Source organism: uncultured Granulicatella sp. (genome assembly GCF_963528315.1).
In the GTDB taxonomy this organism is placed as follows: Bacteria; Bacillota; Bacilli; order Lactobacillales; family Aerococcaceae; genus Granulicatella.
The window spans coordinates 44,781-56,925 of the sequence record NZ_CAURVV010000009.1 but is presented as its reverse complement, the minus strand read 5'-3'; the positions used below and the strand labels follow the sequence as shown (position 1 = coordinate 56,925).

Annotated in this window: 10 protein-coding genes; 1 reads left to right on the top strand and 9 read right to left on the bottom strand. The window is 35.2% G+C overall.

Translation table 11 applies throughout. From position 1 onward, the window contains the following. Nucleotides 1-206: 206 nt before the first annotated feature. Nucleotides 207-920, top strand: coding sequence for a pseudouridine synthase (locus tag RYK07_RS03795; protein WP_314852470.1), 714 nt, complete (start codon nucleotides 207-209; stop codon nucleotides 918-920). A gap of 47 nt (nucleotides 921-967) precedes the next feature. Here the strand turns inward: RYK07_RS03795 and RYK07_RS03790 are convergent, their stop codons facing one another. The 9 genes from RYK07_RS03790 to fusA form a co-directional block, all read right to left on the bottom strand. Next, complete coding sequence (locus RYK07_RS03790; RefSeq protein WP_314852469.1) at nucleotides 968-2,203, bottom strand: NAD(P)H-dependent oxidoreductase; 1,236 nt, start codon at nucleotides 2,201-2,203, stop codon at nucleotides 968-970. A gap of 27 nt (nucleotides 2,204-2,230) precedes the next feature. After that, on the bottom strand, nucleotides 2,231-2,839 hold the full coding sequence (locus RYK07_RS03785) for an NADPH-dependent FMN reductase (RefSeq protein ID WP_314354834.1): 609 nt from the start codon (nucleotides 2,837-2,839) through the stop codon (nucleotides 2,231-2,233). 26 nt (nucleotides 2,840-2,865) lie between these two features. Further along, on the bottom strand, nucleotides 2,866-3,786 hold the full coding sequence (locus RYK07_RS03780; protein ID WP_314852468.1) for an FAD:protein FMN transferase: 921 nt from the start codon (nucleotides 3,784-3,786) through the stop codon (nucleotides 2,866-2,868). A 190-nt stretch (nucleotides 3,787-3,976) separates the two neighbouring features. After that, complete coding sequence (locus tag RYK07_RS03775; protein WP_314852466.1) at nucleotides 3,977-5,830, bottom strand: acyltransferase family protein; 1,854 nt, start codon at nucleotides 5,828-5,830, stop codon at nucleotides 3,977-3,979. Between the two features lie 142 nt (nucleotides 5,831-5,972). Then, nucleotides 5,973-6,305: a zinc ribbon domain-containing protein YjdM gene (locus tag RYK07_RS03770; protein WP_314078617.1), complete on the bottom strand. Its 333-nt coding sequence runs from the start codon at nucleotides 6,303-6,305 to the stop codon at nucleotides 5,973-5,975. A gap of 37 nt (nucleotides 6,306-6,342) precedes the next feature. Beyond that, nucleotides 6,343-7,584: a U32 family peptidase gene (locus RYK07_RS03765; RefSeq protein ID WP_314852465.1), complete on the bottom strand. Its 1,242-nt coding sequence runs from the start codon at nucleotides 7,582-7,584 to the stop codon at nucleotides 6,343-6,345. A gap of 11 nt (nucleotides 7,585-7,595) precedes the next feature. After that, complete coding sequence (locus RYK07_RS03760) at nucleotides 7,596-8,516, bottom strand: peptidase U32 family protein (RefSeq protein WP_314852464.1); 921 nt, start codon at nucleotides 8,514-8,516, stop codon at nucleotides 7,596-7,598. A 174-nt stretch (nucleotides 8,517-8,690) separates the two neighbouring features. Beyond that, on the bottom strand, nucleotides 8,691-9,878 hold the full coding sequence (gene tuf, locus RYK07_RS03755; protein ID WP_314852463.1) for an elongation factor Tu: 1,188 nt from the start codon (nucleotides 9,876-9,878) through the stop codon (nucleotides 8,691-8,693). Nucleotides 9,879-10,038: 160 nt separating this feature from the next. After that, complete coding sequence (fusA, locus tag RYK07_RS03750; RefSeq protein ID WP_006703606.1) at nucleotides 10,039-12,126, bottom strand: elongation factor G; 2,088 nt, start codon at nucleotides 12,124-12,126, stop codon at nucleotides 10,039-10,041. Nucleotides 12,127-12,145: the final 19 nt, after the last annotated feature.

Below are 12,145 nucleotides of genomic sequence, written 5' to 3'. Positions count from 1 at the left end.
ACGTCGCTTATCGCGACAACTCCTATATATTATCATAGTCGTTTTTCTCTGTCAATAACTTTTTTCATTTTTTGAAAATTATTTCAGAGTCGTTTTTGTTGTTTCGCAACAACGTTTAATAATTTATCATAGATATACTTCATCGTCAACCCTTTTTTTATAAAAATATGCTATAATTTTTTCGAATATTTATTAAGGAGGTTTTTATGCGTCTTGAGCATTTATTAATGAAGCATTTTGATATTTCTCGAAAGCAAATGAAAAAATTGATTTCTTCTGGTGAAGTACTAATCGATTCAATTCCCGCAACTCATGTAAGTAATAATGTCGATCCACAAATTCAAGTGATTACCGTTCAAGGAAGTCGAATTGAAGACAACTCCCAAAAGTATTATTTATTAAATAAACCTAAAGGATTCATCACTGCTACCACCGATTCTCAACTTCCTACAGTTATTGATTTATTTAAAAATGAAAATGTCGAAGGATTATATCCCATTGGACGACTAGATAGAGATACTGAAGGGCTTTTAATCATTACGAATAACGGACCTTTAGGATATCGTTTATTAAATCCTATTCAACATATTGAAAAGGAATATTATGTAGAAGTTAATGGGCCTTTAGACGATTCCTGTATTCAGAGATTTTACGATGGAATTATGTTTCATGATGGAACGATTTGTAAACCTGCTAAATTATCAATTCTTGAATCGTCTCCTTCCTTTAGCAAAGCTACTGTTACGATTTCAGAAGGAAAATTTCATCAAATTAAAAAGATGTTTTTATGTGTTGGGGTTAAAGTCACTTTCCTTAAAAGAATTCGTTTTGGTGAATTTCTTTTAGATGAATCTCTTTTCCCGGGTGAGTATCGACCTTTAAATTTTTCCGAACTCCAAATCTTAAAACAATATTTTTAACACTAAAAAAGGCAAACGAAAATTTCGCTTGCCTTTTATTATTATTTTTAGTTACTTGCACTTGAAGTTGCGTCTGCTGCACCATGACTTGGAGTATCTGATGAAGCTCCTGATGTTGCATCTGCACTTCCATGTGAACCATGTGCTGCTGCAGCTGGAGCATTTCCTCCAACTAAACGTTGACCAGTTGTTTCTAAATACCAATCTAACCATGGTTGGAAGTTAAAGATAATTTCATTAATTCCAGCATATGAGCCATCTGGATAATACATAGCTTTATAGTTATGTGTATTAATAACTCCTTCTGGTGTTCCTGGTACAATTGTACGAACATATTCTTGATCACCGTTACGTAATACTCCTACAACCCACTCAACATTTTTCATTCTTGCTGGTGGTAATGAAGCATGAACAGTTCCTAATCTGCTACCTGCTTGAACACGTACACGTTTACCAAACATTGTGCTTGGTTCTTGATGAGCGTTATTGTAATACAAGAATTGGTTGTTATCATCTGCATATGTTAACTCAAATGGCATTGCTTTTAAGAACATGTCAATTTGGTTAACTGTTAAGATACCGTGGTCTAATTTAACATAAGTGTCTCCAGATACGGCACCTACAATTTCAGCTGCTTTTTCTACCCAATCTGGATCATCTGGATCAACACCTTGAATAGTAGTTGCAATTGGGTTAGTACAATATAAATCTTCTGGTTCAATTGGTTTTGGTTTTTTCAATTTAGAAACGACCTCCACATATTTTACGAAGTTATCTAAACAAGATTCTAAGAACTTCACTGTTCCTTCATTAATGATATTTCCGTTTTCATCAAATGCTTGTTTTGCTTTTCCTAATAAGAATTCATTCCCTGGTAAAGTATATGCATTTACACCTGGAGCATCTAAAATTTTACGTAAGTGTACTTGCGCACGTGATGTACCTTGATCGTGGTATGAAGCACCTACAATCATAACTGGTTTATTTTCGAATGGGTGCACTTTAAATGATAACCATTCTAAAACACTTTTTAGTGATGCTGTAATTGTATGGTTGTGTTCTGGAGTTGCAATGATAACACCATCAGCACGAGTAATTTTGTTATATAAATAACGCAATTGGAAGCAATCATCCCATTTTTCATCTTGATTGAATACTGGAACTTCATCAATTTCAAGAACTTCTAATTCAAATTTTAATTTAAATTCACGTTGAATGAATTGTAATAATTTACGGTTATATGATAGTTCAGCATTTGAACCTACAATCCCTACAAATTTCATAATGTCTTTTCCTCTCTTATTATGATATTAAATATTTTCCCAATCAAAGTTTTCTGCTTCTTTGTGTAATAAATCTTGAGCACTTCTTAATTTTTGAGTAATTTTCACGAATAAACGGAAATCATCAAATAAAGCATCTAATTTTTTGATTGTATCTAAATCGATTAAATCACCTTTTTTATCGAATGCTTGAAGTGAGTGAGATAATAAGAACTCAGATCCTGGCATTACATTTGCTTTTAATTCTGGAGAGTCCAAAATTTGACGTAATTGTAATTGAGCACGAGAAGAACCTAATGTTCCATAAGATGCTCCTGTAATCATTACAGGTTTATTTAATAATGGATGAATACCATATGATAACCATGCTAGTGCGCTCATTAATACAGCTGGAATAGCGTGGTCATATTCTGGAGTACCAATGATTACTCCATCAGCAGCTTCGATTTTAGCAGCAATTTCTGTTACAAGTTCTGGTACTTGTTTATTTGCTGGTTTGTTGAATAATGGAATATCTTTAATTTCCACTAATTCAATTTCAACTTTATCTGCAAAATGTTTTTGCATATATTGTAATAAAGTACGGTTTGTAGAACGTTGTGAGTTTGTTCCTACAAGTGCAATAAATTTTGTCATAATAATTCCTTTCTATACATCTCTGATTAAACGAATTGAATTCCAGATGTATACATCATTTTTTGATTTTTTGTAATCACAAATGCTTCCAGTCCAGGTTGTTGTTCGATTTCTTCGATAATGTCATATGGATTTTGTCCAAACAAACGTGTCGTCCATATTTCGCAATCTACTGATTTTTCAGCTACAATTGTAATGCTTGCAACTTCTGTTTCCATTGGATATCCTGTTTTTCTATCAAAAATGTGATGATAGGTTTTTCCATCTACTACCAATTGACGTTCATAAATCCCTGAAGTTACAACAGACGCATCCGACACAGCAATAACTGCAACATGCTCGCCTCTATCTAATATAGGATTTTGAATTCCAATTCTCCAAGGTCTTTGAAAAGTTGGATTTTCTCCAATCGTAAGAATATTTCCACCTAAATCTATAATTCCTGATTGAACACCTTGTTCTACCAAAAATTCTTTTAATTTATCAGCGATATATCCTTTTGCTAAAGCTCCCAAATCGATTCTCATTCCAACTTTGGATAAATACACTTCCTGTTTTGAGTCATCTAATATAATGTCCTCAGGATTCGTTATTTGTAATAAAGTTTGAATCTCTTCTTTTGAAGGAAGTTTAGCATCTGAAAAACCAATTCTCCACGTTTGAACTAATGGTCCAATCGCAATATTGAGATGACTATTCGTTGCAATACTATGTTTCTTTCCTAACGCAATTAATTCAAATAATTCTGGATGAACTCGAACTGCTTTCTTTCCAGCTTGTAAATTAATCGCCATTAGTTCTGAATCAGCATCATTTGCACTAAAACGATTTTTATAAAGGTGCAACAGTTGCTCACTCTGTAACAATAAATTCTGTGCGTCCTCATGGAAAACCGTTAATGTAATAGACGCCCCCATTAATCGAAGACTGTGACTAGCACTTTGCAAACAATTTCCTCTTTCCTTTTGCATTTACTATTAATATACCAAAACAATGGAGTTTTCTCAAGCTATTTAGCTCATCTACTCACATTGCTTCATATAAAATAAGTACACATTTACACAACTGTTCTGCTTTTTATAACAAAAAAACACCTTCTAAAATAGCCATAAACTATCAAAAAAGGTGTTTATATTTTTATTCATTTATTTTCATTTGAGTAATAGACTCTAATAAATACTCTGCAAATTCTTCCGCTCCTTGATTGTTCGGATGAATCTTATCTTCATAGAACCATTCAGCATGATTTTTTGCTAATTCATACCAATCAATAATATGTACATTTGCATGACGAGTTTTCGCTTCATGCAATTGTTGATTCACTTCATTATTCCATTTCACTGGAGCAAATATTGTCACAAAGTATAACTCTCGGTCTTCTCCAAGAATACGAATATATTCATCGACTTGTTTTTGAGAAAAAGTACCATTCGTTCCTAAAACAGTTACAACTCTATTTGCCATTTTTCCTTTAGAAATTAAGTCTTGTAAAGTTGCCGAACTAGAATATAATTGTCTTCCAATTTTTCCATCGATAATAGCTTTAGGGAATAATTCTTGAACTTTATCTGCTGCTGCTAATAAAATCGAATCCCCTACAAATGTTACTGGCTCTTGAGCAACTTGTTCTTTTAATTCAATTTCTTTATTTGGATCTACTGTCGTACTTTCTTCCTGAGTTGTTTGTTCAATCAGTTCTTGGTTACGTTTAATCACACTTTCTAATTGCTGTGCAACTAAATTGGTTTCCGTCGAGGATTGGAAAAATCCAACAAATGCTAATCCAATTAAAATAATATAAGTAAAAGAAAAGGCCATTCCCATTATTTTTTTAACTGGAGGTAACTCCTTCACCGTAAAATGATGAATACTCATCAAACTAAATGATTGTCCAAAAGGCACCAACCATTTTTTCGTTTCAAATACTTTATAAGTAATTTCAGCTAACACTACTATACATAGCATTTGAGCAACTAAAAATATAAGATTTGATTCTTCACCACTTAGGAAATAAGGCGCAAACATATGCACAGGATAAAACCATAAATAATAAGAGAAACTTCTTCTTCCAAAGATTGTAAATCCTCTAAAACGTAAGAAATAATTTAATACAGAATTTTCATACAAGATACTCCATAAAAATACAATAGAAACAATCGAAAATAATTGCATTCCATATAAGTAAGTTTCATCTTGGACACCATTAAAACTTAATGCCATCCATCCCATTAATAAAAGACTAACCAATCCTATCAATTGAATAAATAATGAGGACGATTTACCCCTAGGCAAACGAAGAGACAATTGCCCTTCTGTAAAATAACTTAAAACTCCTCCTAATAAGAACGAAAAAATCCTAGTCGAAATTGCATAGTATATATAAGAAGGATCCTTTTGTATCATATACATGACAGTCATTAACACTGCTGAAACAGCACTAAGAATCAACAAGACTAAACTTTCCTGCATACGCAATAAGTTTAAACGATGAAATACTTTCCGAATTCCAACAGCTATTAGCATTAATTGTAAATAAAGGGATACATACCATAAATGAACAAATGGACTTGGATTTATCGATTGTACAAAGTAAGATTGTTGATTAATAATTTGATAGTAATTATTGAAAAATACTAAAGACGATAAAGACATCATTCGAATATTTTTTAACTGTTCCGGTAATGCAATAAATAAAAATGCAACCGTCCCAATAATCATAAACAACATTGGAAGCCATAATCGAGATAATTTTGATGACAAATGCCATTCTACTGGTTTTTTATGGAATAAATGCTTATTATCTCGAAAGGCTAAGTAACCACCGATTACAAAGAATGCATTTACCGCAAAAAAACCACCTGGCAAATAATTTTGAAAATAATAATATCCTATAATTGCAAGAATCATCATCCCTTTAAAACCATCAAGGGCTGCTACACGTTTATATTTAGAATTTTTTTGAGATTCTTGCATCACATTTTGTTGAGCCACGTGAATTTTTCCATCCTTTAATTTGTTGTCCTCTCCATTATATTCTCTGGAAAATTTCCCGTCAAACCTCTTTTGAAATATTTTTAAGATTTTTAACAAATCATAAAAGAGCTGAGGATTTCTCCTCAGCTCTTCTAATGAATTAGATTTTTTTTACAAATTCTGATTTTAATTTCATCGCACCGAAACCATCAATTTTACAATCAATATTGTGGTCTCCTTCTACGATACGAATGTTCTTCACACGAGTTCCTTGTTTAATATCTTTTGGAGCACCTTTAACTTTTAAATCTTTAATAACTGTTACAGTATCTCCATTTTCTAAACGGTTTCCATTTGCATCAATGGCAACTACTCCATCTTCTTCAACTTCTTGTCCTGGTTCCCATTCATGAGCACACTCTGGACAAACTAATAATACACCATCTTCATATGTGTATTCTGAACTACATTTTGGACAATTTGGTAATGACATAACCGTCTCCTTTTCTATCAATTATTTTTTATATATTTTACCTTCTTTTTCGAATCATGTCTAATGGTTTCACTGGTTCCGTTACTTTCATTTTACAAATCATCATTGCATGAGGAGCTGCTTCAATTTCTTCCCCATTTTCATCCCATAAAGTTGTTAATACTTCTTCATGATGACGCATTCCTGGTCCATAAAACTCAATATGGTCTCCAACTTTAAAGTTATTTCTTTGTTGGATCGTTGCAATTTGAGTTTCTGGATCATATTCCAACACTTGACCTACGAATGCATATTGTGGAATTTGGCGACGAGCACCAAATAATTGCTCTTCTTCAGTAGGGATTTGATAATAGAATCCTGTTGCTAACTCACGTTGAGCTGCTTTCCATAATTCGTCAACCCATTCTTGCTTACATACATAGTTATCTGGATCTTCACAATAACTATCTACTGCAGCACGATATACATTGGCCACTGTTGAAACATAGTGAATAGACTTCATACGACCTTCAATTTTTAAGCTATCTACTCCAGCTTCAATTAAATCTGGCAAATTGTGAATCATTGATAAGTCAACCGCACTCATAGAGAATTTCTCTTCGATACCTTCTTCACCAGCACCAACCATATTTTTCTCATTTACAAATGGCATATCAAACAAACCATATTTCCAACGACATGATTGCGCACATCCCCCACGGTTCGCATCACGACGTACCATGTGGTTAGATAATACACAACGACCTGAATAAGAAATACACATCGCACCATGAATGAATGCTTCAATTTCAACATCCACTTTTTCTTGCATTTCTTGAATTTCTGCCATAGAAACTTCACGTGCTAATACAACACGTTCTAAACCTTCATCTTTCCAGAAGTTTAATGTTTCCCAGTTTGCAGCAGAAGCTTGTGTCGAAAGGTGAATTGGTAATCCTGGAGCTTCAGAAGCACAAATATCCATTAATGCCATATCACTTATAATCGCTGCATCAATTCCAAGGTCACGAACTGTACGGAAAAATTCACCCGCACCTTTTTCATCTCCTTCGTGAGTCACCATATTTGCTGCAATATATACTTTAGCATTATGGCTATGTGCAAATTCAACGGCTTCTTTCATTTCTTCGAAATCAAAGTTCCCTGCACGACTTCTTAGTCCGTACGCTTCTCCTCCTAAAAATACTGCATCTGCACCATATAAAATTGCTGTTTTTAATTTTTCAAGTGTTCCTGCTGGAGCAAGAACTTCTGGTTTTTTCAAAATTTTTCTTCCCATTCGTCTCTCTCCTATTTCACATCTTCTGGATTTAAAATATAAAATCCTGCATCCAAACCACGTTGTTCTGGATGTAGTTCTCTAACTTGTAATTCTAAGCTTGCACTCTTTTCAACTGTCCAAGTACCTGCTTCGATTTCTTTACGTGCATTATCAAATAATTGAACCACTTTAACAAAGTTTTCCCCTGGAGTTAAAACTCCATCAAATTTCCATTGAGGAACACCCATTTCAGCTAATTCTAATAAGTAAGGAGCTAGAGAAACATCATTGTTGGCGAAAATATGTGTCCCATTAATATCTTGATAGATTGAATAATGAGAATCTTCATCTGCAGGTTCACTGACAAATAATCCACGTTTTTTCTCAACACTCTCTTCTTTCTCAATATAGTTAAAATAATTTTGTAATAATGGACGTTTAGAATGATGGATACATGTTGCACCATAAACTAACACTTCAATTGGAACTTCAACTTGGCTTGCTAAAATTTCCATTTCTGCTCTTGGTATTTCTCTAGCAATTACTGCACCTATTGCCCCACGTTTAGCCCAGAAATTAACTTGACGACTACTTGTTACTAAAACAGCAGCGTCATAATAATAAGGAATTGAGTATTCTAGGTTCTTCATGATTTGAACAACACCAGGATCTCCTACTGTAATCATATCTACATTAATAGATTTTAAAAATTGTAAATATTCTGGAACTTTCGCAATTCCTTCATTATGAAAAATCGCATTAACCGCTACATTTACTTTTTTTCCATAGCGATGTGCTAATTCTGTTAATTCTTTTTGTTCATCTCGTGAAAACGACATTGGTAATCTTAAACCAAATAAGTCTTCACCAAAGCACAATACATCTACTCCTGCTTCAAGTAGTGCTTGCGCTTGTTGGATTGATTCAACTGTTGCAATCAGCTCTATCATTCCAAACGCCTCCTATTCTTTCATTAAAATATACTGATATAGAGTAGCATAAATTTTAAAATATCGCCACTCAAAACCAGCAATCTAGAATGAGAACAGTTATCAATTAGATTTTTTATATAAAAACAAAAAAATCCTCCCAAAAGGGAGGATTGAAAATCAATTTAATAAAAATTATTTTTCGATGTTAGCTACGATACCAGCACCTACAGTACGTCCACCTTCACGGATAGAGAACTTAGTACCTTCTTCGATCGCAACTGGGTGAATTAATTCAACTTCCATAGTTACGTTGTCACCAGGCATTACCATTTCAGTACCTTCTGGTAACACACAAACACCAGTGATGTCTGTTGTACGGAAGTAGAATTGAGGACGGTAGTTAGAGAAGAATGGAGTGTGACGTCCGCCTTCTTCTTTAGTTAATACGTAAACCTCAGCTTTGAATTTTGTATGTGGAGTGATTGTTCCTGGTTTAGAAAGAACTTGTCCACGTTCGATGTTGTCACGTGTAACACCACGTAATAATGTACCAATGTTATCCCCTGCTTCAGCGTAGTCTAACAATTTACGGAACATTTCAACACCTGTAACAGTTGTTTTAGAAGTTTCTTCAGAAATACCAACGATTTCTACTTCGTCACCAACACGAACTTGTCCACGTTCAACACGTCCTGTAGCTACAGTACCACGACCAGTGATTGAGAATACGTCTTCGACTGGCATCATGAATGGTTTGTCAGTGTCACGTTCTGGAGTTGGGATATATTCGTCAACAGCAGCCATTAATTCTAAGATTTTTTCTTCGTAAGCTGCATCGCCTTCTAAAGCGCGTAAAGCAGAACCAGAAACAACTGGAGTGTCGTCTCCTGGGAAATCGTATTCTGATAATAAGTCACGAACTTCCATTTCTACTAATTCTAATAATTCTTCATCGTCAACCATGTCAACTTTGTTTAAGAATACAACGATGTAAGGAACACCTACTTGACGTGATAATAAGATGTGTTCACGTGTTTGAGGCATTGGACCGTCAGCTGCAGATACTACTAAGATAGCACCGTCCATTTGAGCAGCACCAGTGATCATGTTTTTAACGTAGTCCGCGTGTCCTGGGCAGTCAACGTGAGCATAGTGACGAGTGTCAGTTTCATACTCAACGTGAGCAGTGTTGATAGTGATACCACGTTCGCGTTCTTCTGGAGCTTTATCGATTGAACCGTAATCTTGAGCTTGTGCGAAACCTTTCTTAGCTAAAACAGTTGTGATAGCTGCAGTTAAAGTTGTTTTACCGTGGTCAACGTGGCCGATTGTACCAATGTTAACGTGTGGTTTTGAGCGGTCAAATTTTTCTTTTGCCATTTTAAATAATTCCTCCTAAATGTTTGAGTATTTTTGTTAGATTCTATAACAGTATCTACCGATTTGAATTATACCAAAGAATACCTATAAAAATCAACTGGTTACACTAGGTAACCAGTCGACCTAGATTCTTTGATGAAGTTGCGTTTTAAGCGATTAATTATTCGCCATTTCCGCCATTTTTCTTAATGATTTCTTCTGCAATGCTCTTAGGAACATCTTCATAGTGGTCAAATGTCATTGAGAATGTACCACGACCTTGTGTTGCAGAACGTAATGTAGTTGCGTAACCGAACATTTCTGATAAAGGAATCATACCTTTAACGATTTGTGCGTTACCACGAACTTCAGAACCTTCAACGCGTCCACGACGAGCGTTAACGTGACCCATTACATCTCCGAAGTATTCTTCTGGAACTGTAATTTCTACAGCCATCATTGGTTCTAAGATAGATGGTTGTGCTTTCTTAGCAGCAGCTTTCAATGCCATTGAAGCAGCAACTTTGAAGGCAGTTTCTGATGAATCGACATCATGGTAGCTTCCATCATATAATTTAGCTTTAATGTCAACTAATGGATAACCAGCTAATACCCCGTTTTCCATAGCATCTTTCAATCCTGCTTCTACAGCTGGGATGTATTCACGAGGAACTACCCCACCGACAATAGCATTTTCGAATTCGAATCCAGCACCTTCTTCGTTAGGAGCAAATTCAATCCATACGTGACCGTATTGACCTTTACCACCTGATTGACGAACGAATTTACCTTCTGCTTGAGTAGAAGCACGGAATGTTTCACGGTAAGATACTTGAGGAGCACCTACGTTAGCTTCAACTTTGAATTCACGACGCATACGGTCTACGATAATGTCTAAGTGTAACTCACCCATACCAGCGATAACTGTTTCACCAGTTTCTTGGTTAGTGTAAGCACGGAATGTTGGGTCTTCTTCAGCAAGTTTTTGTAATGCAATACCCATTTTATCTTGGTCAGCTTTTGATTTTGGTTCAATCGCTACTTCGATAACTGGATCAGGGAATTCCATAGACTCTAAGATAACTTCTGCTTTTTCATCACATAATGTGTCCCCAGTAGTTGTATCTTTAAGACCTACTGCTGCAGCGATATCTCCTGAGAATACTTCAGGAATTTCTTGACGTGAGTTAGCGTGCATTTGTAAGATACGTCCTACACGTTCACGTTTACCTTTAGTTGAGTTTTTAACGTATGAACCTGATTGTAAAGTACCAGAGTACACACGGAAGAATGTTAAACGACCTACGAATGGGTCAGTCATAACTTTAAATGCTAATGCTGAGAATGGTTCTTCGTCTGAAGAATGACGTTCTACTTCTGCATCAGTGTTAGGGTCAATCCCTTTAATAGCTGGTACGTCTAATGGTGATGGTAAGTAGTCAACTACTGCATCTAACATTAATTGTACCCCTTTGTTTTTGAAAGCTGATCCACATAATACTGGGTAGAATTCAGCAGCACATGTAGCTTTACGGATAGCTGCTTTTAATTCTTCTTGTGAAATTTCATCGCCTTCTAAATAGCGTTCCATTAATTCTTCATCAGTTTCAGCTACTGCTTCCACTAATTTTTCACGCCATTCTTCTGCTAAATCTTGTAAATCTTCAGGGATATCTGTTTCTTGGATATCTGTACCTAAGTCATTAGTATAGATTTCAGCTTTCATTTTAATTAAATCGATGATACCTGAAAACTCATCTTCAGCACCGATTGGTAATTGAATTGGGTGAGCATTTGCTTGTAAACGTTCATGAATTGTACGTACAGAATATAAGAAGTCTGCACCAATTTTGTCCATTTTGTTAGCAAATACGATACGAGGAACACCATATGTTGTAGCTTGACGCCATACAGTTTCTGTTTGAGGTTCAACCCCAGACTGTGCATCAAGTACCGCAACAGCTCCATCTAATACACGTAGAGAACGTTCTACTTCAACTGTGAAGTCCACGTGCCCTGGAGTGTCGATGATGTTGATACGGTGACCTTTCCATTGTGCTGTTGTAGCAGCAGATGTAATAGTGATACCACGTTCTTGTTCTTGTTCCATCCAGTCCATTTGTGAAGCACCTTCGTGAGTTTCACCAATTTTATGGATTTTACCAGTGTAATAAAGTACACGCTCAGTTGTTGTAGTTTTACCTGCGTCAATGTGAGCCATGATACCGATATTACGCGTGTTTTCAAGAGTAAATTCTCTCTTTGCCATCTTCGTTCTACACCTCTTT

What these genes read in the sequence shown, in the direction of transcription:
- tuf (WP_314852463.1), bottom strand. Translation starts at nt 9,878, where the DNA reads ATGGCAAAAGAAAAATTTGACCGCTCAAAACCACACGTTAACATTGGT.
- RYK07_RS03785 (WP_314354834.1), bottom strand. Translation starts at nt 2,839, where the DNA reads ATGACAAAATTTATTGCACTTGTAGGAACAAACTCACAACGTTCTACA.
- RYK07_RS03790 (WP_314852469.1), bottom strand. Translation starts at nt 2,203, where the DNA reads ATGAAATTTGTAGGGATTGTAGGTTCAAATGCTGAACTATCATATAAC.
- RYK07_RS03760 (WP_314852464.1), bottom strand. Translation starts at nt 8,516, where the DNA reads ATGATAGAGCTGATTGCAACAGTTGAATCAATCCAACAAGCGCAAGCA.
- RYK07_RS03770 (WP_314078617.1), bottom strand. Translation starts at nt 6,305, where the DNA reads ATGTCATTACCAAATTGTCCAAAATGTAGTTCAGAATACACATATGAA.
- RYK07_RS03795 (WP_314852470.1), top strand. Translation starts at nt 207, where the DNA reads ATGCGTCTTGAGCATTTATTAATGAAGCATTTTGATATTTCTCGAAAG.
- fusA (WP_006703606.1), bottom strand. Translation starts at nt 12,126, where the DNA reads ATGGCAAAGAGAGAATTTACTCTTGAAAACACGCGTAATATCGGTATC.
- RYK07_RS03765 (WP_314852465.1), bottom strand. Translation starts at nt 7,584, where the DNA reads ATGGGAAGAAAAATTTTGAAAAAACCAGAAGTTCTTGCTCCAGCAGGA.